The organism is Jiella soli (genome assembly GCF_020615385.1).
In the GTDB taxonomy this organism is placed as follows: domain Bacteria; phylum Pseudomonadota; class Alphaproteobacteria; order Rhizobiales; family Rhizobiaceae; genus VKMB-3413.
Genome location: NZ_JAJAVB010000022.1, coordinates 270,591 through 291,612 on the forward strand (window position 1 = coordinate 270,591; position 21,022 = coordinate 291,612).

General features: G+C 68.8%; 23 protein-coding genes. 18 read left to right on the forward strand and 5 right to left on the reverse strand.

Translation table 11 applies throughout. The annotated features are described in order from the left end of the window. Positions 1–38 precede the first annotated feature (38 nt). From LH400_RS12800 to hpxZ, 11 genes are all read left to right on the forward strand, one after another. Complete coding sequence (locus LH400_RS12800) at positions 39–929, forward strand: ABC transporter permease (protein ID WP_229153105.1); 891 nt, start codon at positions 39–41, stop codon at positions 927–929. Further along, entirely contained in the window at positions 930–1,715 is a 786-nt protein-coding gene (locus LH400_RS12805; protein WP_229153106.1) for an ABC transporter ATP-binding protein, read from the forward strand. Continuing rightward, complete coding sequence (locus LH400_RS12810; RefSeq protein ID WP_229153107.1) at positions 1,715–2,473, forward strand: SDR family NAD(P)-dependent oxidoreductase; 759 nt, start codon at positions 1,715–1,717, stop codon at positions 2,471–2,473. The genes LH400_RS12805 and LH400_RS12810 overlap by 1 nt, the downstream gene beginning before the upstream one ends. Then, on the forward strand, positions 2,467–3,201 hold the full coding sequence (locus tag LH400_RS12815; RefSeq protein WP_229153108.1) for an SDR family NAD(P)-dependent oxidoreductase: 735 nt from the start codon (positions 2,467–2,469) through the stop codon (positions 3,199–3,201). The genes LH400_RS12810 and LH400_RS12815 overlap by 7 nt, the downstream gene beginning before the upstream one ends. A 29-nt stretch (positions 3,202–3,230) precedes the next feature. Next, positions 3,231–4,004: a creatininase gene (locus tag LH400_RS12820; protein ID WP_229153109.1), complete on the forward strand. Its 774-nt coding sequence runs from the start codon at positions 3,231–3,233 to the stop codon at positions 4,002–4,004. Positions 4,005–4,072: 68 nt separating this feature from the next. Then, positions 4,073–4,960 (forward strand): agmatinase, encoded by an 888-nt coding sequence (gene speB, locus LH400_RS12825; RefSeq protein ID WP_255617275.1) that lies wholly within the window; start codon positions 4,073–4,075, stop codon positions 4,958–4,960. 310 nt (positions 4,961–5,270) lie between these two features. Then, a complete protein-coding gene (locus LH400_RS12830) occupies positions 5,271–7,637 on the forward strand; it encodes a xanthine dehydrogenase family protein molybdopterin-binding subunit (RefSeq protein WP_229153111.1) in 2,367 nt (788 codons plus the stop codon). Next, positions 7,634–8,464 carry an FAD binding domain-containing protein gene (locus LH400_RS12835; protein WP_229153112.1) on the forward strand — a complete coding sequence of 277 codons (831 nt, stop codon included), beginning with the start codon at positions 7,634–7,636 and terminating at the stop codon, positions 8,462–8,464. The genes LH400_RS12830 and LH400_RS12835 overlap by 4 nt, the downstream gene beginning before the upstream one ends. Next, positions 8,461–9,630, forward strand: coding sequence for a xanthine dehydrogenase family Fe-S subunit (locus LH400_RS12840; protein WP_229153113.1), 1,170 nt, complete (start codon positions 8,461–8,463; stop codon positions 9,628–9,630). Before LH400_RS12835 ends, LH400_RS12840 begins: the two co-directional genes overlap by 4 nt. Before the next feature lie 58 nt (positions 9,631–9,688). Then, positions 9,689–10,219, forward strand: coding sequence for a MarR family winged helix-turn-helix transcriptional regulator (locus LH400_RS12845; protein ID WP_229153114.1), 531 nt, complete (start codon positions 9,689–9,691; stop codon positions 10,217–10,219). A 46-nt stretch (positions 10,220–10,265) separates the two neighbouring features. Then, on the forward strand, positions 10,266–10,640 hold the full coding sequence (gene hpxZ / locus LH400_RS12850; protein WP_229153115.1) for an oxalurate catabolism protein HpxZ: 375 nt from the start codon (positions 10,266–10,268) through the stop codon (positions 10,638–10,640). Positions 10,641–10,656: 16 nt separating this feature from the next. Here the strand turns inward: hpxZ and speB (LH400_RS12855) are convergent, their stop codons facing one another. Both speB (LH400_RS12855) and LH400_RS12860 read right to left on the reverse strand, forming a co-directional pair. Further along, positions 10,657–11,616 carry an agmatinase gene (speB, locus tag LH400_RS12855; protein ID WP_229153116.1) on the reverse strand — a complete coding sequence of 320 codons (960 nt, stop codon included), beginning with the start codon at positions 11,614–11,616 and terminating at the stop codon, positions 10,657–10,659. A gap of 17 nt (positions 11,617–11,633) precedes the next feature. Then, entirely contained in the window at positions 11,634–12,257 is a 624-nt protein-coding gene (locus tag LH400_RS12860) for a DUF1989 domain-containing protein (protein ID WP_229153117.1), read from the reverse strand. A 515-nt stretch (positions 12,258–12,772) separates the two neighbouring features. Here LH400_RS12860 and LH400_RS12865 point away from each other — a divergent pair. The 5 genes from LH400_RS12865 (at position 12,773) to LH400_RS12885 (ending at position 16,653) form a co-directional block, all read left to right on the forward strand. Beyond that, positions 12,773–13,645: a transporter substrate-binding domain-containing protein gene (locus tag LH400_RS12865; RefSeq protein WP_229153118.1), complete on the forward strand. Its 873-nt coding sequence runs from the start codon at positions 12,773–12,775 to the stop codon at positions 13,643–13,645. Positions 13,646–13,688: 43 nt separating this feature from the next. Next, on the forward strand, positions 13,689–14,339 hold the full coding sequence (locus LH400_RS12870; protein WP_229153119.1) for an amino acid ABC transporter permease: 651 nt from the start codon (positions 13,689–13,691) through the stop codon (positions 14,337–14,339). Continuing rightward, a complete protein-coding gene (locus LH400_RS12875) occupies positions 14,336–14,989 on the forward strand; it encodes an amino acid ABC transporter permease (RefSeq protein ID WP_229153120.1) in 654 nt (217 codons plus the stop codon). Before LH400_RS12870 ends, LH400_RS12875 begins: the two co-directional genes overlap by 4 nt. A gap of 9 nt (positions 14,990–14,998) precedes the next feature. Continuing rightward, complete coding sequence (locus tag LH400_RS12880) at positions 14,999–15,787, forward strand: amino acid ABC transporter ATP-binding protein (protein WP_229153121.1); 789 nt, start codon at positions 14,999–15,001, stop codon at positions 15,785–15,787. A 101-nt stretch (positions 15,788–15,888) separates the two neighbouring features. Then, complete coding sequence (locus LH400_RS12885) at positions 15,889–16,653, forward strand: phosphoribosyltransferase (RefSeq protein ID WP_229153122.1); 765 nt, start codon at positions 15,889–15,891, stop codon at positions 16,651–16,653. Positions 16,654–16,718: 65 nt separating this feature from the next. On the opposite strand, the gene LH400_RS12890 is transcribed toward LH400_RS12885, so the two are convergent. Continuing rightward, the gene (locus tag LH400_RS12890; RefSeq protein WP_229153123.1) at positions 16,719–17,225 is read right to left on the reverse strand and encodes a MarR family winged helix-turn-helix transcriptional regulator; all 507 of its coding nucleotides are present in this window, start codon (positions 17,223–17,225) and stop codon (positions 16,719–16,721) included. A gap of 125 nt (positions 17,226–17,350) precedes the next feature. On the opposite strand from LH400_RS12890, the gene LH400_RS12895 reads away from it, so the two are divergent. Together LH400_RS12895 and LH400_RS12900 are read left to right on the forward strand one after the other, a co-directional pair. Continuing rightward, a complete protein-coding gene (locus LH400_RS12895) occupies positions 17,351–18,634 on the forward strand; it encodes an amidohydrolase/deacetylase family metallohydrolase (RefSeq protein WP_229153124.1) in 1,284 nt (427 codons plus the stop codon). After that, a complete protein-coding gene (locus LH400_RS12900) occupies positions 18,631–19,500 on the forward strand; it encodes an alpha/beta hydrolase (RefSeq protein WP_229153125.1) in 870 nt (289 codons plus the stop codon). Before LH400_RS12895 ends, LH400_RS12900 begins: the two co-directional genes overlap by 4 nt. Before the next feature lie 21 nt (positions 19,501–19,521). Here the strand turns inward: LH400_RS12900 and LH400_RS12905 are convergent, their stop codons facing one another. Together LH400_RS12905 and LH400_RS12910 are read right to left on the reverse strand one after the other, a co-directional pair. Next, positions 19,522–19,908 carry a Rieske (2Fe-2S) protein gene (locus tag LH400_RS12905; protein ID WP_229153126.1) on the reverse strand — a complete coding sequence of 129 codons (387 nt, stop codon included), beginning with the start codon at positions 19,906–19,908 and terminating at the stop codon, positions 19,522–19,524. Between the two features lie 105 nt (positions 19,909–20,013). Continuing rightward, positions 20,014–21,012 carry a bile acid:sodium symporter family protein gene (locus LH400_RS12910; RefSeq protein WP_229153127.1) on the reverse strand — a complete coding sequence of 333 codons (999 nt, stop codon included), beginning with the start codon at positions 21,010–21,012 and terminating at the stop codon, positions 20,014–20,016. Positions 21,013–21,022 lie beyond the last annotated feature (10 nt).

The window sequence follows — 21,022 nt, forward strand, 5'->3', positions numbered from 1 at the left end:
TTTTGCCGGTCCGGCCGAACGATCGCGGGAGAGAAGCGATGAGCGACGTCCCGAGCGTCCTGTCCGCCGGAACGCGGCGTGGGGAGGGCGCGGCGACACTGGCCGACGGCGCCGCGGCCGTGGAGCGCCGGCCGGCGCGTCCCGCCCGCCGCTCCTCGCGCTTCGGCTTTCGCAAACCCCTGCCGCGCGCGCTCGAACTCACGATCGCGCTCGGCGCCAGCGCTGCGCTTCTCCTCCTATGGGAGGCGATTGCCCGGCTCGGCTTCGTCAACACGCTGTTCTTCCCGGCCCCGTCTGACGTCGCCGCCGCGATGGTCCGCATGTTCGCCGACCAGCACCTCGCCTGGCATGCCGGGGTATCGACGCTCCGGGTCTGGTCGGCCTTCCTGCTCGCCGCCGTCATGGCGATCCCGATGGGCATCCTGATGTCGAGCTACAGGGTGATCGGCGCGGCGTCCGAGCCGGTGATCGACTTCATCCGCTATCTGCCGGTGCCGGCGCTGGTGCCGCTCGCGATCATCTGGTTCGGCGTCGGCGAGGAGACCAAGATCTTCCTCCTATGGCTCGGCACGTTCTTCCAGCTGGTGCTGCTCGTGGCGGACGACATGCGCCGCGTGCCGCAGGAATATATCGAGATCACCCAGACGCTCGGCGGCCGACCGCGCCAGATCCTGCGCGACGTCGCCTTCCGGGCGATGCTGCCGAACCTCGTCGACAATCTGCGCGTCACGCTCGGCTGGTGCTGGACCTACCTCATCATCGCCGAGATCGTCGCGGCCTCCAGCGGCATCGGCTTCGTCATCTGGGCGGCGCGCCGCTACATGAAGACGCCGGAAGTGATGGCCGGCGTCGTCCTGATCGGAATCATCGGCCTTGCCTCCGACCAGATCCTGCGGGCCGTCCATCGCCGCATGTTCCGGTATCTCTAGATGTCGACCTCGGTTGCCCCCTATCTCGTCTTCGACGGCGTCACCAAGCGGTTCGGCGACATTCCGGTCGTCGAAGCCCCCTTCGACTTCGCCATCGCGAAGAACGAGTTCGTCGTGTTTCTCGGGCCCTCCGGCTGCGGAAAGACCACGCTGATGCGGATGATCGGCGGCCTCGACGAGCCGTCTGGCGGCGAAATCCTGCTGCAGGGCGCGCCTGTCGGCCCGCCCGACCGGCGCCGCGGCATGGTGTTCCAGTCCTATTCCTCCTTTCCCTGGCTGACCGTCGCCGAGAATGTCGCCTTCGGCATGAAGTATCGCAAGGATATCGGCGAGGAGGAAAAGCTCGCCCGGCGCGACCGCTATCTCGACCTCGTCGGCCTCTACGAGTTCTCCGACGCCTATCCCTCGCGCGTCTCCGGCGGCATGCGCCAGCGCATCGCGATCGCCAGGACGCTCGCCGCCGGCTCCGACGTCCTTCTGATGGACGAACCCTTCGGCGCGCTCGACGCCCAGCGGCGGGAGGGCCTGCAGGTGCAGCTCCGCAAGATCCAGAAGCGCGACGCCAAGACCATCGTCTTCGTCACGCACGACGTGGAGGAGGCGGTGTTTCTCGCCGACCGCGTCGTCGTCTTCACCAAGCGCCCGGCCTCCGTCGCCGCGGAAGTGGACGTCGGCGCGCGTCTCGGCCCCGACCGGACGCTGGAGCTTCGCGAGAGCGCCGAATTCTTCGCGCTGCGCAACGAGCTTCTGCACCTGCTGCGCTCGGCGGCCGGCGAGGACGACTGATGGCCGGGCTCGACTTTGACGGAAAGACCGTTCTCGTGACGGGCGCCAGCCGCGGCATCGGCAACGGCATCGCGCAAGGGTTCGCCGAGGCGGGTGCGCGGCTGCACATCTGCGCCGAGACCGATCAGGTGTTCGAGGCGGCGAAGGCGCTCGGGGCGACGCCGCATCGCTGCGACGTCTCCCGCAGCGATGAGATCGCGGCGATGATGGCGGCGACCGGGCCGCTCGACGTCCTCGTCAACAATGCCGGCCTCGAGCTGATCACGCCGCTCGACGATCAAAGCGCCGAGAACGAGGCGGCGGTGCGCCGCATCCTGGAGATCAACGTCGTCGGCACCTTCCTCGTCACCGGCGCGGCGGTTTCGGCGATGGCGGCGGGCTCTGCCATCGTCAACACGGCGTCGGTCTGGGGCCGGGTCGCCGAGCCCTGCTTCGGTGCCTATGTGGCTTCGAAACACGCCGTCATCGGGCTCACCAAGACCTTCGCCAAGGAGCTCGGCCCGAAGGGGATCCGCGTCAACGCCGTCTGCCCCGGCTGGGTGAGGACCGAGGCCTCGATGCGCTCGCTCGGCAGAATGGCGGAGCGCGCGGGCGCCGAGCGCGAGGCGCTTCTTGCCGACATCGTCGGCGCGCAGGCGCTTCCGGGCCTGATGGAGCCGCGCGACATGATCGGCGCCTATCTGTTCCTCGCCTCGGATCTCGCCGCCAACATCACCGGCCAGAGCCTCGGGGCCGATCGGGGAGAAGTGCCATGGTAAACACCGAACCGCCCGTCCATCACGATTCGCACCAGGGCCGCCGGGTCATCGTCACCGGCGCCGGATCCGGCATCGGCCGCGCCGCCTTCGAGGCCTTCCGCACCGCCGGTGCCCGGACGATCGGCCTCGACGTGAAGCCTTCGCCGGCTCCCGCGCTCGACTGGGTCGTCGCCGACCTCACCGATGAGGCGGCGATCGTTGCCGGGGTCGCGCAAGCGGTCGCCGCCTTCGGGGGCCTCGACGTCCTCGTCAATTGCGCGGGGATCGAGATCGACGCGCCGATCCGCGAAATCGACGTCGCGGACGTCGACCGGATGATCGCCGTCAACCTGCGCGCGCCGATGCTGGTGACCCGCGAGGCGCTGAAGGGCATGGGCAAGGGCGGCCGCATCGTCAACGTCGCCTCGGAACTCGCCTATCTCGGGCGGCCCAATGCCTCCGGCTATTGCGCGACCAAGGCCGGCATCCTGTCGCTGACCCGCTCCTGGGCGCGCGAACTGGCGCCGGACATCCTGGTCAATGCGGTGGCGCCCGGCCCGGTCGACACGCCGCTTCTTGGCTTCGGCGCGATGAGCGAGGCGCAGAAGGCGATCGAGACCGCCAATCCGATGGGCCGCATCGGCAGACCGGAAGAGGTCGCGCGGGCGATCCTGTTCCTCGCCGCGCCCGAGACGAGCTTCACCACCGGACAGTGCCTGAGCGTCGACGGCGGCGCCGCCATGCACTGACACATCAGAAAATCCACCGAGGACGAAACATGAACGACAGCGTGATGATGGCCGAACTGACCTGGCCGGAGTTTCAGGCGAAGGTCGATGCGGGCGCCGTTGTGTTCCTGCCGCTCGGCGCGACCGAGCAGCACGGCCCGCACATGGCGCTGAACGTCGACGTGGTGCTGCCGACCGGCGTCTGCGAACGCGTCGCCCGCAATATCGGCGGCCTCGTCGCCCCTTGCATTCCCTATGGCTACAAGTCGCAGCCGCGCTCCGGCGGCGGCGAGGCGTTTCCGGGCACTGTCAGCCTCGACGCCAACACGTTTTCGCTGGTCGTCCGCGACGTGGTGCGCGGCCTCGGCCACAAGGGCGTGAAGAAGATCGTCCTGGTGATCGGCCATTTCGAGAATGCCTGGCCGGCGGTCGAAGGCCTCGATCTCGGCCTGCGGGAACTGCGCCGCGACGGCCTTACCGACATCGAGGCGATGCGGCTCGAATATTGGGATTTCGTCGAGCGGGCGACGCTGGACAGGCTCTTCCCGGACGGCTTTCCCGGCACCGAACTCGAGCATGCGAGCCTGCTCGAGACCTCGCTCATGCTGCTTCTGCGACCCGACCTCGTCGACATGTCGAAGGTGCCGGACGACGGGCCGGCGAAATTCCCGACCTTCGACCGCTGGCCGGTGCCGGAGGGCTTCGTGCCGGCTTCGGGCGTGCTGGCGCGGGCCGAGGCGGCGACCGCCGAAAAGGGCGAATGGCTGATGGCCGACCATGTCCGGCTGATCACCGAAGCCGTGAAGGCCGAGTTCAAGCTGTGAGGGATCTCGCCCGCTTCCAGCCACTGGATTCCGGCGCCGTCCCGCGCTTCGCCGGACCGTCCACCTTCATGCGCCTGCCCATCGCGACGCCCGCGGAAGTCGACATCGCGCTCGTCGGCATCCCCTTCGACGGCGGTACGACCAACCGGACCGGGGCGCGCCATGGCCCGCGCGAGATCCGCAACCAGTCGAGCCTGGTGCGCCGGGTCCACCATCAGACCATGCGCTCGCCCTTCGATCTCGTGCGCATCGCCGATTGCGGCGATGCGCCGGTCAATCCGGTGGATCCGGCCGAGAGCCTGGAGCTGATCGCCGGCTTCTACCGCGCCATCGCCGAGGCCGGCGCCGTGCCGCTGACGGCCGGCGGCGACCATCTCGTGACCCTGCCGGTCCTGCGCGGCCTGTCGAAGGGTGAGCCGCGCGGCCTGATCCACTTCGACGCCCATTCCGACACCTATGACGACTTCTTCGGCAACCGCTACAATCACGGAACACCCTTCCGCCGCGCCGTCGAGGAAGGGCTCCTCGACCCCAGGCGCATGGTGCAGATCGGGCTGCGCGGCGCGATCTCGGACGCGGCCAATTACGACTTCGCCAAGGCCGAGGGCATCCGCCTGATCTTCATCGAGGATCTGATGGCGCGCGGGGTGTCAGATGTCATGGCCGAGGCGCGCGAGATCGTCGGCCGGCGGGAGACCTACGTCACCTTCGACATCGACGTTATCGATCCGGCTTTCGCGCCCGGCACGGGCACGCCCGAGATCGGCGGCGTCTCGACCTTTCAGGCGCAGGCGCTGGTGCGCGAGCTCGCCGGGGTCGACATCGTCGGCGCCGACCTCGTCGAGGTCTCCCCGCCGCTCGATCCGAGCGGCATGACCGCACTGACCGGCGCCACCATGCTCTTCGAGCTCCTGTGCGTCGCCGCCGAGGCGAGTGCGCTGCGCCAGCCGGTCTGACCACCACCCACCTTTCCGTCTCTCCCGCACGGCGCCCCGGCAACCTGCCCGGCGCCACGTGTCCGATCGCCGCGAAGCTGCGCGAAATCTGCGCTGATTTCGCGGCTGCAGCACTTGTCAGCATGCCGATCATCAGTATCATGACGATCTGTGGTGTCTTCCGGAACGGGATCCCGGCGGCGGGCCGGCGCGCCACCGGCACGGTTCCTGCCTGTCGTGGCGGGACTACCCGGAACGCTCGCGCCGATCCCGCCCCGCCGGGTCCGGCACGCATTCGCGAGACGGCGAGAGGAAAGATGTGGATCACGCGATGGACGATGCTTCGCAAGCAGCACAGGGCCCGGCTTCACGGCAGGGCGTCGGAGCCTCGGTCGAGCGGCTGGAGGACGGCCGCTACCTTGCCGGCCGCGGCCGGTTCGTCGCCGACATCAAGCTTCCCGGCATGCTCGACATCGCCTTCGTCAGAAGCCCGCATGCCCATGCCCGCATCCGCGGGTTCGGCAAGCCGGACGGATGCGACGACACGGTTTTCGCGGCGGCCGATCTTGCCGGCGTCAAAGGGATCCGCGCCGATTCCGGCCTGCCCGGCTTCCGCTCCTCCGTCCAGCCCATCCTCGCGGCCGAAAAAGTGCGCCATGTCGGCGAACCGATCGTCGCCTGCCTCGCGACCAGCAGGGCGCGCGCCGAGGATCTCGCCGAGAGCGTGACGGTCGATTTCGAGGAACTGCCGGCGGTGTCCGAGATGACGCGCGCGCGAAGCGCAGACGCCCCGCTCCTGCACGAACATTGGGACGAGAACGTCTTCCTGGAGACGGCGGTCGACACCGGCTTCGAAGCCAGCATCCGGAAAGCCGCCGCGGTGGTGAAGCGGACCTATCGCACCGCCCGCCAATGCATGGCGCCGATGGAGGGTCGCGGCGTCGTCGCTACTTGGGACAATCAGGCCGAACAACTCGTCATCTATACGTCCACACAGATGCCGCACATCGTGCGCACCGGGCTCTGCGAATGTCTCGGCCTGGAGCACAGCCGCATCCGCGTGATCCCGCCGGATGTCGGCGGCGGCTTCGGCTACAAGGGCGTCCTGTCCAGCGAGGAGGTCTTCGCGGCATGGGCGGCATACACCCTGCGCCGGCCGGTGCGCTGGATCGAGGACCGGCGCGAGCATCTGACCGGCGGGGCGAACTGCCGGGAGCACCATTACGAGATCACCGGCTATGCGGCAGCCGACGGCACGCTGCTTGCGGTCGACTGCGAGGCGATCGTCGATTCCGGCGCCTATTCGATCTATCCCTTCTCCGCCTGCCTCGAGGCCGCGCAGGTCGCCAGCATCCTGCCCGGCCCCTACCGCATGGCGGGCTATCGCTGCCGGACCTGGTCCGTCGCCACCAACAAGCCGCCCATCCTGCCCTATCGCGGCGTCGCACGGACCGGCGTGTGCTTCGCGATGGAACTGACGATGGACGCGCTGGCGAAGGAGCTCGGCATCGAGCCGCACGAGATGCGGATGAAGAACCTCGTGCGGCGCGAGGACATGCCCTTCACCAACATCACCAACAAATATTTCGACAGCGGCGACTATCCCGAAGCGCTGCGGCGGGCCGTCGCGGCCATCGACCTTCCCGCGATCCGGGCAAGACAGCGGGCCGGCGAGCGGATCGGCGTCGGCTTCTCGATCTTCTGCGAACAGGGCGCACACGGAACCTCCGTCTATGCCGGCTGGGGTATTCCGATGGTGCCGGGCGCCGAGCAGGCCGGCGCGCGCCTGACACCGGATGGCGGCCTGGAACTGAGAGTCGGCGTCCAGAGCCACGGCCAGAGCCTGGAGACCACCCTCGCCCAGATCGCGCATGAGGAGCTCGGCGTTCCGATCGACCGGGTCCGGCTGATCCATGGCGACACGGCGCTGACGCCCTATTCCACCGGCACCTGGGGCTCGCGCTGCGCCGTGATGGCCGGCGGCGCGGTCGCGAGCGCGACCGCCAAGCTTGCAGAACGGGTGAAGACGATCGCCGGCCATCTCCTGCAGATCCCGGCGGAGGACGTCGTGCTCGCGGACGGCTTTGCCCGCGCGGGATCCGGCCAGGGCGAGGTCTCGCTCGCCGAGATCGGCCGCCTCTGGTATCTCGCGCCCCAGCACCTGCCGGCCGGCGCCGAAATGGCCGGGCTCGAGGTCACCGAGGCCTACAAGCCCAAGCGCGACAGCGGCACCTTCTCCTATGCCTGCCACGCCGCGGTCGTCTCGCTCGACGCGGAAACCGGCGGCGTCGAACTCCTCGACTATGTCATCGTCGAGGACGGCGGCGTCCTGATCAACCCGATGGTGGTCGACGGCCAGGTCTTCGGCGGCGCGGCGCAGGGGATCGGCACCGCCCTCTACGAGGAGATGGCGTTCGACCCCGCGGGCCAGCCCATGGCGGCCACCTTCGCCGATTACCATCTGCCGGGCGCCGCCGAGATCCCGAAGATAAGGATCGAGCACATGGAGACGCCCTCGCCGCTGACCCGCTTCGGCCAGAAGGGCATCGGCGAGAGCGGCGCGATCGGCCCGCCGGCGGCGATCGCCAACGCCGTCAACGACGCGCTGGCCGATCTCGGCGTGAGCGTCTCCTCCCTGCCGATCAAGCCGGAAACCGTGCTGCGGGCGCTCGCGGCCCGCCGAAAGGTCGCCGCATGAAGCCCGTCGCCTTCGACTACGATGCCGCCGCTTCGCTCGCCGACGCCCGCGAGGCGCTGGGCGCGCGCGGCCCCCTCGCAAAGATCGTCGCCGGCGGACAGTCGCTCGGCCCGATGCTGAACCTCCGTCTGGCACGCCCTCAGGCCCTCGTCGACGTCTCGCGCCTCCCTTACCTGCGCAGGGTGAGCGACGAGGGAGAGACGCTGCTCTACGGCTCGGGCGTCACCCATGCCGAGATCGAGGACGGGATCTTTCCCGACCCGACGCCCGGCTGGCTTCCCGCCATCGCCCGGCGGATCGCCTACCGCGCCGTCAGGAACCGCGGCACGATCGGCGGCAGCCTCGCCCATGCCGACCCCGCCGCCGACTGGGTGGTGACGCTGACCGCGCTCGGCGCGGAACTGGTCGTCGTCGCAGCAGCCGGCACCGCCACGCTGCCGATGACGGACTTCATCCAGGGGCCGTTCGCGACCGCGCTCGAACCGGGCGACGTCCTCACCGGCGTCCGGCTGCGCAAGCGCGGCCCCTCGGCCCGCTGGGGATACTGGAAGTTCACCCAGAAGATCGGCGAATTCGCCAAGGCCAGCGCCGCCGTCCTGATCGACCCGGAGCGCGCGGAGATGCGGGTCGTGGTCGGCGCGATCGAACGCCCGCCGATCGTGCTGCCGGAGCCGGAGGCGCTCATCGCCGATCCGGACCGCATCCTGTCCGCCCTGGAACAAGCCACCGTGTCGAACCCGCCGGCCACCCTCGCCCTTCATGCCGCAGCCGTTCGCCGCGCCATCGCCGCGGCCACATCGCCGAACGGCAAGGAATCCGCCTCGTGACCGCTATCTGGCTCATCGTCAACGATCGTCGCCATCAGGCCGAGGTCGAGCCGCGGACCCATCTCGCCGACTTCCTGCGCGAAGACCTCCTGCTCACCGGGACGCATCTCGGCTGCGAGCACGGTGTCTGCGGCGCCTGCACGCTGATGGTCGACGGCCGGCCGGTCCGCTCCTGCCTGACCTTCGCCGCGACCTGCGAGGGAGCCGACGTGCGCACCATCGAGGGCTATGACGGCGACCCGCTGATGGCGAGCCTGCGCGCAGCCTTCTCCCGCCATCATGCCCTGCAATGCGGCTATTGCACGCCGGGCATGCTGGCGACCGCCTACGACATCGTGCGCCGGCTGCCGGAGGCGGACGAGGCGCGCATCCGCGAGGAGCTTTCCGGCAATCTGTGCCGCTGCACCGGCTACGCCGGCATCGTCGCGGCGATCGCCGACGTGCTCGCCGCCCCGCCGGCGGCGGCGGTTCAGCCGATCGCGCGGCCGGCCCCGCAGCGGGACACCGACAGGGACTCGCCGACCCGCGAACGCACCCCCGCACCTCCCGAGGGCCGCCCCGCCGCACCTGCATCCCCCTCGGTCGCCATCCCCGAGCGGATCGAGGACGGCGTGACGCTGGAGCGCCGGCTGGAACTTTCCGTCGCACCGGACCGGGTCTGGACGCTGTTCCAGGATCTGCCGTCCGTGGTGCGCTGCCTGCCGGGGGCGGCGCTCGACGCGGCCAGCGAGGATCCCGCCGAGCCAGTCCGCGGCAGCTTCACGGTCGCCATCGGCCCGATGCGCGCGACATTCGAGGGCCGCGCTCTCGTCAGCTATGACGCGGACCACCGCGCCGGCCGGGTCCGCGGCGCCGGGTCCGATCCCGTCAGCCGCTCCCGCGCCGAAGGCGAGCTACGGTTCCGCGTCGCTGATGGCAGCCATTCCGGCGCCTCGGCGGTCGTCGTCGAGATGACCTATCGCCTGAAGGGTCCGCTCGCCCAGTTCGGCCGCCCGGCGATCGTGGCGGACGTCGTCGACCGGCTGATGGCCCGCTTCGCCGACAATCTGTCGGCCTTTGCCGAAGGAGGCGAGGCCGTCCACTCCGAGCCCGTCTCGGGCTTCGGCCTGCTCTTCGGCGCGCTGGTCGACCGGGCAAAGCACCTCTTTGCGCGGCGCCAGGGATGACGGGCGGATGCCTGCGCCTTCGAGTTGCCGATCACCGCCCTTTCTGCTTTCTGGCGCCATGACAACTGCCCTTCCGGACCCTGATTCCACCTCAGATCGTGACGATCCCGCCGAAGTCGGCGGCCAGGAGGCAGGGCTGGCGGCTCTGCGCGAGCGGCCCGGCTTTCTGATCCGCAGGCTGCATCAGATCCACGTCGCCCTCTTCGCCGAGGAATGCGCCGGCGAGAACATCACCCCGGTGCAGTTCAGCATCCTCACCGCGCTGGAGGAGATGGGCGGCTGCGAGCAGACGACCCTCGCTTTGACCGTCGGGCTCGACCGGACCAACATCGCCGACGTGCTCGACCGGCTGCAGAAGCGCGGCCTGGTTCGGCGCCGCGTCGCGCCGAAGGACCGGCGGCGCAAGCTCGTGGCCCTCACCGATGTCGGCGTGGCGACACTGTCGCGCATCAAGGCGGCCGCGGCCGCGGCCCATGATCGGACGGTAAAGGCGCTGCCGCCGGAAGACCGGCAGCGCTTTCTCGACTATCTCGTGCGGCTCGTCGAGGCGAACAACGAGGTCGGCCGGGCGCCGCTGCGCCTGACCTGAGGGACCGGATGGTCCGATCATCCGGGACGGGAGCACCGAGAGACCCATGGACATCAACCTGCCGGACATCGTCGCCGAGGTGACGGCGGCCTTCGAGCGATACGAAGCGGCGCTCGTCTCCAACGATGTCGCCGTCCTCGACGAACTCTTCTGGCAAAGCGAATTCACCGTGCGCTTCGGCACGACCGAGAACCTCTTCGGCTATGAGGCGATCGCCGCCTTCCGCGCGGCCCGTCCCTCCGCCGGCCTCGCCCGCCGGCTGAGCGATACCGTCATCACCACCTTCGGCCGCGACTTCGCGACCGCCTCGACGCTGTTCCACCGCGAGACCAGCGAGCGCGTCGGCAGGCAGATGCAGACCTTCGTCCGGACCGACGCCGGCTGGCGGATCGTTGCGGCGCATGTCTCGCTGACGGGGTGAGCCGGGTCTCGCCGACCTACCGCCGCCTTGTCCGCGCGGCGAAGATCCGGCCGATCGTGTTGAGCAGGATCTGCGCGGCGAGGATCGCCGTCACATCCGCCGGATCGTAGGCCGGCGCCACCTCGACCAGGTCGATGCCGACGATGTCGCCGCGCAGTGCAAGGCCCGCGACGAGCTCGAGCACCTCGTAATAGAGGAAGCCGCCATGGCTGGGCGTGCCGGTTCCCGGCGCGATCGACGGATCGAAGCCGTCAATGTCGAGTGTGAGATAATAGCGCCGGCCCGCCGGGATCCGCTCCAGCACCGCCTCGACGCCCAGACTGCGGACCTGCCGCACCGACAGGATGTCCGATCCCATCGCCCGCGCCGCTTCGTAGCCTTCCTTTGCCGTCGAGGAGACGTTGCGGATGCCGATCTGGCTGAGGCCTGTAACATAAGGTTTTTCGGCCGCCCGACGCATCGGATTGCCATGGCCGTAGCGCACGCCGTGCCGCTCGTCGACGAAGTCGAGATGGGCGTCGATCTGGACGAGATGCACCGGCTCCTCGTGTGAAAAGGCGTCGATGCAGGGGATGTTGATCGAGTGGTCGCCGCCGAGAACGACCGGCAGCGCGCCGGCCGCCAGGATCTTGCGCACGCCATGCTCGATATTGGCGTGGCTCGCGCGCGTGTCGGTGTGGATCATGTCGGCGTCGCCGAGATCGACCATGCGCACGCCGTCGAGATAGGTGACGTCGTCCTCGTGGTCGTACGCCCCGGCATGCCCGAACGCGAAGAGGGTGGAGGCCTCGCGGATGCCGCGCGGTCCGAACCGCGCGCCCGAACGCCACTGCGTCCCCATGTCGAAGGGCGCGCCGAGGATCGCGACATCCGCGTCGATCGCATCCCAGTCGCCGACATAGGGGCTCTTGGCGAAGGTCGAAATGCCGACGAAGGGAAGGTTCAGCCGTCCCGATGCGTAGCCATGCTCTGCCACAGGTTCTCTCCTCCGCCTCAGGCTCTCACGACCGTAACCTCGATTGGCGTCGGCTTCAGCCCTGCCGCCGGATTATGCACCTGCGGGCAGTTGGACAGGACCGCGAGCACCGGCCGTTCGGCTTTGAGGACGACATGGTCGCCGGGCTTGGAAATCCCGTCCGAGATGACGACATGACCGTCCTCGCGAAACGGCACGCGCATGAAGAAATTGATGTTCGGGACGATCTCGGACGGCCCGATTGCCCATTTCGCCAGTTCCGCGATGAAGTTCGAGCGGCAGCTCGCCGTCGTGTCGACATCGTAGCGCAGCTTGTTGCTCTCGTTGCTGCAGCAGCCGGCAAGCGTGTCGTGATAGCCGCAGCTGTCCTCCTCGACCGTCATCAGCACCCTGGCGAGGTCGGAATAGATTCGGCTGCCCTTTGTCACATAGAGCGACTTGTTCACCTTGATGGTGTTCGGCAGGTTCATCCGGTCGAGCGGCAGATCCGCGCCATAGCACAGGAAGTCCACTGCCTGCTGGCCTTCGAGATCGGTGATGCGCAAGCGGTCGCCCGTCTCAAGGCGCCTTGACCAGCGCCCTCCGGCGGGAACGATCTCGGTTTCGCTCGTTCCGGAGACCGGCGCTTCGATTGTGCTCATGGTCGCGATCCTTCCTTGCGTGTGGAGGCGGGCCGGGGGGCCGGGCCTCATCGCCTCGCTCGAAGCAAATTCGAGGCCAGTCACGAGGCATCCGCGCTTAGATCAGCATACTGATCATTCAGGCGTCGGACGCGTTCCGGATTGCGGTTCCTGGCGAGGGATACTGCTCGTTCCCCGCCCGGCGCCGCTCAACTCCACCTCCGGGCGGACCGCTCGCAAATTATGCAGGCACGCCGCCGGTCGCCTCGTTTTCAGGCATAGGCGCGATCTGCGGTGAACCGGAGACAGATCCGCATGGCCCCGTCATTGGACCGGTTCCAGCGTGTTCCGGCGTCGCGCCCGCCGATGGGAAGGTCTGGCACGGCACTTGCTCCGCATACTGACGATCGGTGTCGTCGGCAGACCCGTTGTCACCTTCCGGTGGCGGCAGGCGGCCTGTGCGCAGCGCGCCGGCACCGGTCGTCTCACCCAGCAGCTCCGGCTGCGTCCCCCGCCTGATCCGACAGGAGTCCTGCATGCGTTCCGACCGAGACCTTCGACGCCCCTCGCGTATTCTTTCGCGGCGCCTTGCGCTTGCCGCGCTCGTCCTTGCGCCCCTGACGTTCGCCGGCCTGCCGGGCGCCTTGCAGAGCGCGCGGGCGGCCGATCTCGATTCGATCAAGTCGAGCGGCACCATGAACGTCGCGACGGAAGACGATTTCCATCCGTTCGAATTCATCGAGGACGGCAAGCCGACGGGCTATGACAACGACCTCCTCGCCCTCGTCAGGGAGGCGGCGCCGTTCAAGATCAATCAGGAGATCATTCCCTGGGCCGGCATCCTGCCGGGGGTGACGACCGGCAAGTACGACATGGCGGTCACCGCCGTCCTGGTGAACGACGAGCGCAAGCAGACCCTGGCTTTCACCAGCCCGATCGCGGAGTCCACCAGCTTCTACGTGATGAAGAAGGACCAGGACGGCATCGCCTCGGCCAGCGAGCTCAACGGCAAGACCGTCGGCGTCCAGGCCGGCAGCGCCATGCTGAAGCATCTTCAGGGCTTCAACGACAAGCTTAAGGCGGACGGCGGCTCCGGCATCAAGGAGATCGTCGAGTATCAGAGCTATCCGGAGGCCTATCAGGATCTCGCGATCGGCCGCACCGACGCCGTTGTCAACACGCTGATCAATGTCCAGTCACTGGTCAACGAGAAGCCGGACATCTTCAAGCTCGGCGAGGCGGTGTCGGAGCCGGTGTTCATCGCCTGGGCGACCGCCAAGGGCAACGACGAGCTGGTCGAGTACGTCAATTCGGTCCTCATCGACGCGCGCAAGAGCGGCAAGATGTACGATCTGCAGAAGAAGTGGTTCGGCGCCACCTTCGAGACGATGCCCGAGACGATCCAGTAGGCCGACGCATCCCGCATCGAACGCACGGACGCTGGATTAGCGCATGACCTGGTACGACATCTACGCCATCTTTCAGGGGGCGGTGCTCACCGTGTCGATCTCGCTCGCGAGCATCGTCATCGGACTGCCGCTCGGGCTATGCTTCGCCCTCATCCGCTGGTCCAGGGTTCCGGTCCTCGATCGGATCGTCATCATCTATGTCAGCGTCATCCGGGCTTCGCCCGCGGTGACGCTGGCGCTCATGATCTTCTTCGCCCTGCCCGTCCTCGGGATCTCGCTCGATCCGGTCACCGCCGGCATCGTGACGCTGACGCTGTCCACTGCGGCCTTCAACACCGAGATCTGGCGCGGCGCGCTCCTCTCCTTCCCGAAGGACCAGCTGGAATCGGCGAGCGCCTTCGGCATGCGCCGGGGCCTTCGCTTCCGCCGCATCGTCTTTCCGCAGGTGTTCCACTCGGCTCTGCCGGCCCTCGTCAACGAGATGACATTGCAAGTGAAATCCAGTCCGGCGATCGCCGTGCTCGGGCTCGTCGACATCACCCGCGCGGCGACCCGCGTCGGCGCGCGCACCTATGATCCGCTGCCGCCCTTCGTGGTGGCGCTGGTGCTCTACAGCCTCATCGTCTCCGTCTTCGTGATGACCCAGCGCCTGATCGAACGCCGCCGCGCGGCAGAACTGGCGGCGGCGCTATGAACGGCTTCGCCATCGTCTGGGACAATCGCGACGTCCTGTTCGCCGGATTCGCCAACACGGTGATCATGTCGCTGATCGCCGCGGTCTTCTCGCTGCTGTTCGGCGCGCTGATGGCCATGGCCCTGATGGCCCGCAGCAAGCTCCTGTCGCGAAGCGCCACCGTCTATGTCGATGCGATGCGCTGCGTGCCGTTCCTCCTCTTCGCCTATCTCATCTATTTCGGGCTGCCGAGCTTCGGCATCCGGATGGACAATTGGACCTCCGGCCTGATCGCCCTCATTCTCTACAACATCGCCTATATGGCCGAGCTGCTGCGGGCCGCCTGGCGCGACCTTCCCAAGGAGAGCATCGAGGCAGGCCATGCCTTCGGCTTCAGCGGGCTGAAGCTCGTGCGCCGGATCATCCTGCCGCCGGTCCTGTTTTCGGCGGTGCCGATGATCGGCAACCAGACCATCCAGATCGTCAAGGACAGCGCCTTCCTGACGATCATCGCGGTCGCCGAGCTGACGCATGCGGCCATGGCCATCCAGACCACCTATTTCGTGCCCTTCGCGTCCTTCCTGGCGGCGATCTTCCTCTACTGGATCACCTGCATGGTGATCGAGGCCGGGGTCGCTGCCGTCGGACGCGTCGCCGAGGCCCGCCGCTGAGGAGCGCCCATGACCGTCATCAACGCAGCCGAGCCCTCCCCCGTCGTCCTGACCGCCACCGGCATCGCCAAGACCTTCGGCGCCAACACCGTGCTCCTCGACATGGACCTTTCGGTCCGGCGCGGCGAGACGGTATGCCTGCTCGGCCCCTCCGGCTCGGGCAAGTCGACCTTCCTCCGATGCCTCAACTGGCTGGAACAGCCCGATGCCGGCTCGGTCGTGCTCGCCGGCCAGCGCATCGGCGTGCGCCCCGGCGGCAACATCGCCATGAGCGACCGCGAACTCGCCGAGATCCGGACCCGCATCGGCATGGTGTTCCAGCACTTCGCGCTCTGGCCGCACCTGACCGTCCTCGAAAACGTCATGGCGGCGCCGGTCCATGTCCAGCGGCGCGACAGGGCCGAAGTGAAGCGCGAGGCGGTCGCCCTGCTCGACCGCGTCGGCATCGCGGACAAGGCCGGGCAATTTCCCTCGCGCCTGTCGGGCGGCCAGAAGCAGCGCGTCGGGATCGCCCGGGCCCTCGCCATGAAGCCCGACCTCCTGCTCTTCGACGAACCGACAAGCGCCCTCGATCCCGAACTCGTCGGCGAGGTCCTCGCGGTGATGAAGGATCTCGCCCGCGACGGCATGACGATGGTCGTCGTCACCCATGAGATGGCCTTCGCCCGCGACGTCGCAAGCCGCGTCATCTTCCTCGATCGCGGCCGGATCGTCGAGAGCGGTACGCCCGAGGAGTTCTTCACGAGTCCGAAGACCGAGCGCGCCCGGCAATTCCTCCTGCGCTACGCGGCCCAATAGGCGATGCGCCGCCTCGCCACGCCCCGCCCTGGAACGACCCCGCGCGCAGGCGCTGCGGTTCGGGGCGGCAACGGTCCAGACCGTATCCCGGGGTTGATCGCATGAGCGGGCAGGAGCGTCGCGTCGAGCAGGACCTCTCGCCGTCAGAGGTCTGGCAGCAGCTCTATCCGCCCGGCACCTTCGTGGAGCCGGACCGGCGCGACCACGTCGCGACCTATCCTGCCAGCCTGCCGGACGGGCGCCAGATCGTGCTGCCGATCCGTCCACTGCCGGAGGAAGATGGCCTCGCCGTCGCGTCGCTGATCGTCAACCAGGCGAGCTTTCCGGTCGAGGACGCGCTGATGGATGCGATGGCCGAAATCGTCGCGAAGGCAGGCGCCGAGATCGTCGTCGGCGTCCCGACGCTCGGCCTGACGCTCGCGAACGGCGTCGCCCGCCGCCTCGGCCATTCGCGCATGGCCGCGCTCGGCTCGACCCGCAAGTTCTGGTACGACGACGCCCTCAGCGTCCCTTCCTCCTCGATCAGCAGCCGCAAGGCCGCAAAGACGCTGTATCTCGACCCCCGGCTGGCGCCGCTCCTCGCGGGGCGCCGGGTCGCGGTGGTCGACGACGTCGTCAGCACCGGCTCGTCGCTGCTCGCCGTGCTGCGGCTTCTGGCCAAGCTCGGCGTCGAACCGGTGATCGTCTGCGCCGCCATGCTCCAATCGGAGCGCTGGCGTGCCGCGCTCGAGGCCGAGTGTCCGGGGCTTGCCGAGTGCGTCGCCGGCGTCTTCCGGACACCGCTCCTGCGCCGCACCGATGAAGGGCTCTGGCGCCCGGTCGCGGCCGAGGCCGAGCCGGCCCTCGCTCAGGGGTCGGCCGCATGAACGGCGCGCGCCCGGAACAGGACCGGCGAAAGCGGCCCGGCCGTCCGGGTGCGGCCGCCAATGCTTCAGATGTCCCCGCCGGGCTCGGCGTCGCCATGCGCCGCGACGAGCTTGCGCATCAGGCGGACGAGGTCGCCGCGCTCGCACGGCTCCAGCCGGTCCACCGTCGCGGCATGCGCCTGCCGCACCGCCGGCTCCATCGCCTGGAGAAGCCGGCGCCCCTCTTCCGTCAGCTGCGAGGTGAGCGCGCGCCGGTCGCGCGCGTCGACGCCGCGCCGGATCAGGCCGCGCGCCTGCAGCCGCTTCAGCGCGCCGGTCGTCGTGGTGCGGTCGAGCGCGACGGCGCGGGCGAGGCTCGTCTGGTCGGCCTCCCCCGTCTCGGCGAGCACCGACAGGAGACTGTACTGCACCGGGGTGATCGCGAATTCCGCGCAGAGCTGACCGAACAGGCTGACATGGATCTGATAGAGGCGCCGCGCCAGAAATCCCGGCCGTTCGTCGAGCGGCCAGTGCCCGAGATCGTCTCCCGCGTCCGCGGATGCGCCACGCTTCCTTTCGCCATCTCCCGCCATCAGGTCACGCTTTCCCCTCGCCTCGGCCCCGCCCGTGGAGGCCGGTCGCTTGCACCGAAATGCGAAGTATGCTTCGCTTTTTCCCGACAGGCCAGCCTCGCCGAACAATCCTGAAGGAAGATGTCATGGAAGCCAGCGGTTACGATCTCTTGTTGAAGGGCGGGCGGGTCATCTGTCCGGCCTCCGGCATCGACGGCCAGCGCGACGTCGCGGTGAAGGACGGGCGGATCGCGGCCGTCGAGGCCACCATCCTGCCGAGTTCCGCAAGGCAAGTGATCGACGTCTCGGGCAAGCTCGTCCTGCCGGGGATGATCGACACCCATGGCCACGTCTATCAATATGTCACCGGCCGCTTCGGCCTGCCGCCGGACATGGTCGGCGTCCATTCCGGCGTGACGACGGTCGTCGACCAGGGCGGCCCGTCCTGCATGACCCTGCCGGGCTTCCGCAAATTCATCGTCGAGCCGTCGAAGACGCGGGTGCTCGCCTTCCTCTCCGCCTATCTCGTCGGCGGTCTGGAGGGGCATTTCTACCCGAACCTCTACAGCCCCGAAGGGGTCGACGTCGAAGCGAGCGTCCGCTCGGCCAGGGCCAACAAGGACATCGTGCGCGGCATCAAGGGCCATGCCGAGATCGGCGGCTTCGCGCGCTGGGGCATCAAGGTCATGGAACTGGCAGCCGAGATCAGCCGCAGATCCGACCTGCCGCTCTATGTGCATTTTGGCCAGCTGTGGGGCCTGCCCGAGAGCGGCGTCAACGGCGAGGACGCCGACACCATCCTCGAGCGCGTCATTCCGCTCCTGCGCCCCGGCGACGTCCTCGCCCATCCCTTCACCCGGCATCCCGGCGCCTTCATCAACGAGAAGGGCGAGGTGCACCACGTCATCAGGGCGGCCATGGATGCCGGGCTCAAGATCGACGTCGGGCACGGCAGCCACTTCTCTTATCGCGTCGCCAAGCTCGCGCTGCCGGCGGGCGTCATCCCCTACACGCTGGGCGCCGACATGCACGGCTACAACACCGAGATCCCGGAGGTGCCGGTGCCGGCCGGCACGCCGGAGGAGCATCACGACGACGAGAACCATCCGTTCAAGGGCCAGGCACGCTTCAGCCTCACCCAGGCGATGACCTCGATGATGACGCTCGGACTCTCCCTGGAAGAGGTCGTGCCAATGGTCACCTCGCATCCGGCCGAGATGCTGGGCCGCAGCGACGACCTCGGCAGCCTGGCCGCCGGGCGCATCGCCGACGTCTCAGTGCTTCACGATGATCGCGGCCGCTTCGTGCTGCGCGATAACGAGGACATGCGCATCACCACGGAGCGCCTGCTGCGTCCGGCCTTCTGCCTGCGCGCTGGCGAGCGCTTCGAGGCCGACGCGCCGATCCTGCCGGCCGCGATCGCGGCATGAGCGTCGCCTCGAGCCGCCCCGCCCCGCAGGAGATCTGGGCAAGCCTCACCCAGGCCGAGCGGGACGCGGCCTACAACAACAATGCGGCGGTGGCGAACAGCGCCGCCCTCGTGGAGGCGCGCGACCGCGCCTCCTCGCTCGTGCGGGCGAGCTATCCCGCCAAGCTCGACCTGTCCTACGGATCGGCCGAGCGCATGCAGTTCGACCTCTACCCGGCTCAAGACGGCCGGGCGCCCTGCCTCGTCTTCATCCATGGCGGCTACTGGCAGAAGAACTCGCGCGAGGTCTTCGCGGCCTATGCCGAGGGCGCGCTCGCGGCCGGCTGGTCGGTCGCCATGCCGAGCCACACGCTCGCCCCGCATGCCAGCCTCTCCGACATCGTGGCGGAGATCGGCGACGCGCTCGACTGGATCACGCGGGAGGGCCGTTTCCACGGCATCGACGGGCCGCTGGTTCTCGCCGGCTGGTCGGCGGGCGCGCATCTCGCGGCCATGCTCCTGTCCCATTCTTCCGTCGTCGCCGGTCTCGCGATTTCCGGGGTCTACGACCTCGCCCCGATCCGCGACACCTTCCTGAACGCGGCCCTGAAGCTCACCGACGACGAGATCGCGACGCTCTCCCCGCTCACTTTGCCGGTGACGCAGAAGCCGCTCGCGATCGCCTACGGCACGAAGGAGGTGCCGGCCCTCGTCCACGACGCCATCCGCTTTCACGAGAGGCGCGCGGCGGCCGGCGCGCCGGGCCCGCTGATCCCGGTCGAGGGGGCGGACCATTTCACCATCCTCGACGAGCTCCGCTCACCCTCCGGCACGCTGGTGAAGGCGGCAGGCGATCTCATCGGCTCGCGAAGGCCCGCGGCCGGCTGAGCACCGACTGCGGGGCGCCCGCTATCTCTTCGGCAGCCCGACATGGACGGTGCCGTCCGCGAGCCTGACCGGGAAGACCCGCGGCGGCGGGAAGGACCAGCCGGACGAGACGGCGCCGGTCCTGGCGTCGAAGGACGCCTTGTGCCGCGGGCAGAACAGACGGCCGGAGGCGCACCAGCCGGTCGCAAGGTCCGCCCCCTCGTGCGGACAGGCGCGCTGCATCGCGCCGACCGTGCCGCCCTCGCGGAACAGGACGACCGCTAGGCCGCCGAGCGTGACGCCGCGCAGCGATCCCTCGGGAAGAGCGTCGGCCGCGAGGACGGGATGCCAGACGAGCGTGTCCCCACCGCAACTGTCGTCCTCCGCCCCCTCTCCCGCGGCGCCGGACGGGCTCGAACCGGCGCTCACGGCTTTCCACCGACGCGAGCCTCGCCGGCAAAGCGGGATGCCGGCGCATCCGGGCGCGACAGGGCACGCTTCCCGCCCATCCGTTCGCGGCGCCGGTGCACTGGCTCAGCTCGCCGCCGGCTGCGACACCGTCTCCTCGGCGTCCTGGCGTCCATGATGCGTGGCGATGAAGCTGACGATCAGCAGCTGCAGGAAATGGAACAGCATGATCGGCAGGATGATCAGGCCGATATCTTCGCGGCCGGCGAAGATCACCGGTGCCAGCGGCACGCCCGCCGCGAGAGATTTCTTGGAGCCGCAGAACTGCACGGCGATCCGCTCCTCCCGCGACATCCGCAACAGCCTCGCCGCCAGCGTCGTGACGCCGAAGACCAGGCAGAAGAGAACGACGGCGACGACCGCGATCTCCGCCGCCACGCTCGGATCGTTGCGTTGCCAGACGCCCTCGGCGACCGAATCGCAAAAGGCGCCGTAGACGATGGCGAGGATCACCGCCCGGTCGGCGAGCTTGATCAGCCGCGCCTGGCGCTTCGCCCAGCCGGCCAGCCAGATCCGCGCGACCTGGCCGAGGACGATCGGCAGGAGAACGAGCAGCACGACCTTCAGGATTGTCGGCCCGAGCGGCACGTTCATGCCGCCCGCATGCATGTACCAGGTCATCAGGAGCGGCGTGATGAACACGCCGATGAGGCTCGAAATGGTCGCGTTGAAGATCGCCACCGGCACGTCGCCTCGCGCCAGCGAGACCATCGCCACCGAAGAAGAGACGGTGGAGGGCAGCGCGGCGACGTAGAAGAAGCCGATCTCGGCCGAGCGCGGCAGGAGATCCGGCGCCAGCCACTGGCCGACGAGCACCAGGAGCGGGAAGACCCCGAAGGTCGTCAGCGCCACCACGATATGCGCCTGCCAGCGGGTCAGGCCCTGGCGCATGCGCTCCGGCGCGAGCGTCAGCCCGTAGAGAAAGAACACCGCGCAGACCCCGTAGGTGGTAACCCACTTCCAGTGCAGAAGCCCGCCGCTGCGTCCCGGCTCCGGCCAGAGGACCGCAAGACCTACCACGGCGGCGAGGCCGAACACGAAGGGATCGATCTTCGGAAGACGCATGGGACGTCCC

What these genes read in the sequence shown, in the direction of transcription:
- LH400_RS12800 (WP_229153105.1), top strand. Translation starts at nt 39, where the DNA reads ATGAGCGACGTCCCGAGCGTCCTGTCCGCCGGAACGCGGCGTGGGGAG.
- LH400_RS12805 (WP_229153106.1), top strand. Translation starts at nt 930, where the DNA reads ATGTCGACCTCGGTTGCCCCCTATCTCGTCTTCGACGGCGTCACCAAG.
- LH400_RS12810 (WP_229153107.1), top strand. Translation starts at nt 1,715, where the DNA reads ATGGCCGGGCTCGACTTTGACGGAAAGACCGTTCTCGTGACGGGCGCC.
- LH400_RS12815 (WP_229153108.1), top strand. Translation starts at nt 2,467, where the DNA reads ATGGTAAACACCGAACCGCCCGTCCATCACGATTCGCACCAGGGCCGC.
- LH400_RS12820 (WP_229153109.1), top strand. Translation starts at nt 3,231, where the DNA reads ATGAACGACAGCGTGATGATGGCCGAACTGACCTGGCCGGAGTTTCAG.
- speB (WP_255617275.1), top strand. Translation starts at nt 4,073, where the DNA reads ATGCGCCTGCCCATCGCGACGCCCGCGGAAGTCGACATCGCGCTCGTC.
- LH400_RS12830 (WP_229153111.1), top strand. Translation starts at nt 5,271, where the DNA reads ATGGACGATGCTTCGCAAGCAGCACAGGGCCCGGCTTCACGGCAGGGC.
- LH400_RS12835 (WP_229153112.1), top strand. Translation starts at nt 7,634, where the DNA reads ATGAAGCCCGTCGCCTTCGACTACGATGCCGCCGCTTCGCTCGCCGAC.
- LH400_RS12845 (WP_229153114.1), top strand. Translation starts at nt 9,689, where the DNA reads ATGACAACTGCCCTTCCGGACCCTGATTCCACCTCAGATCGTGACGAT.
- hpxZ (WP_229153115.1), top strand. Translation starts at nt 10,266, where the DNA reads ATGGACATCAACCTGCCGGACATCGTCGCCGAGGTGACGGCGGCCTTC.
- LH400_RS12860 (WP_229153117.1), bottom strand. Translation starts at nt 12,257, where the DNA reads ATGAGCACAATCGAAGCGCCGGTCTCCGGAACGAGCGAAACCGAGATC.
- LH400_RS12865 (WP_229153118.1), top strand. Translation starts at nt 12,773, where the DNA reads ATGCGTTCCGACCGAGACCTTCGACGCCCCTCGCGTATTCTTTCGCGG.
- LH400_RS12870 (WP_229153119.1), top strand. Translation starts at nt 13,689, where the DNA reads ATGACCTGGTACGACATCTACGCCATCTTTCAGGGGGCGGTGCTCACC.
- LH400_RS12875 (WP_229153120.1), top strand. Translation starts at nt 14,336, where the DNA reads ATGAACGGCTTCGCCATCGTCTGGGACAATCGCGACGTCCTGTTCGCC.
- LH400_RS12880 (WP_229153121.1), top strand. Translation starts at nt 14,999, where the DNA reads ATGACCGTCATCAACGCAGCCGAGCCCTCCCCCGTCGTCCTGACCGCC.
- LH400_RS12885 (WP_229153122.1), top strand. Translation starts at nt 15,889, where the DNA reads ATGAGCGGGCAGGAGCGTCGCGTCGAGCAGGACCTCTCGCCGTCAGAG.
- LH400_RS12890 (WP_229153123.1), bottom strand. Translation starts at nt 17,225, where the DNA reads ATGGCGGGAGATGGCGAAAGGAAGCGTGGCGCATCCGCGGACGCGGGA.
- LH400_RS12895 (WP_229153124.1), top strand. Translation starts at nt 17,351, where the DNA reads ATGGAAGCCAGCGGTTACGATCTCTTGTTGAAGGGCGGGCGGGTCATC.
- LH400_RS12900 (WP_229153125.1), top strand. Translation starts at nt 18,631, where the DNA reads ATGAGCGTCGCCTCGAGCCGCCCCGCCCCGCAGGAGATCTGGGCAAGC.
- LH400_RS12910 (WP_229153127.1), bottom strand. Translation starts at nt 21,012, where the DNA reads ATGCGTCTTCCGAAGATCGATCCCTTCGTGTTCGGCCTCGCCGCCGTG.